Source organism: Corynebacterium sp. HMSC034H07 (genome assembly GCF_001815175.1).
Classification (GTDB): Bacteria; Actinomycetota; Actinomycetes; order Mycobacteriales; family Mycobacteriaceae; genus Corynebacterium; species Corynebacterium hiratae.
In genome coordinates this window covers 15,143-15,750 of the sequence record NZ_KV819525.1, presented here as the reverse complement: position 1 = coordinate 15,750, position 608 = coordinate 15,143, and the positions used below count along the sequence as shown (strand labels likewise).

Annotated in this window: 2 protein-coding genes; both read left to right on the top strand. The window is 52.3% G+C overall.

The annotated features are described in order from the left end of the window. The coding region (locus tag HMPREF3009_RS13055; RefSeq protein ID WP_158010565.1) for an integrase core domain-containing protein at nt 1–403 on the top strand (403 nt) is incomplete at its 5' end. Nucleotides 404–415: 12 nt separating this feature from the next. Continuing rightward, complete coding sequence (locus HMPREF3009_RS13930; RefSeq protein WP_255366821.1) at nt 416–544, top strand: hypothetical protein; 129 nt, start codon at nt 416–418, stop codon at nt 542–544. Nucleotides 545–608: the final 64 nt, after the last annotated feature.

The following is a 608-nucleotide window of genomic DNA, read 5'->3' as shown; positions in this document are numbered from 1 at the left end:
CCATGCACTAGCCGATCACATGCGGGTATCACTGGTTATCGAAGCTTTATCTCATGCAAGGAAAGTCCGCGGAAGCCTGAAAGGGGCAATTTTCCATTCCGATCATGGCAGTGTGTACACCTCACAAGCATTTAGAGAGCACTGCGCTGTACTTGGTGTTCGCCAATCCATGGGAGCGGTGGGAACGAGTGCCGATAATGCCTTGGCAGAGTCATTTAACGCCACCTTAAAGCGTGAAGTTCTGCGTGATCGGAAAGTGTTTGACAATCCCATCATCTGCCGCCAAGAAGTCTTCCGATGGTGCATGCGCTACAACACGCGCAGACGACACTCCTGGTGCAACCTTCTAGCCCCCGATACCTTCGAAGCACTCACATCAACTACACTGACTCAAGCAGCATAGCTAACCCCCGACGTGTCTACTTTCCGGGGGTCAGGCCCCACCATGGTCTGCATCGACAACCACGTCGACGTCAAAATAGCCATCACTGGGGCACAAATCGCCGCCTACACACTCACCGAAGAAAAGATCTACTACAACTAGAAAGACAACGAACTCAACCCCAGTCGGGGCAACTAAAAATCTCGAGACACCGACCGGAACGATG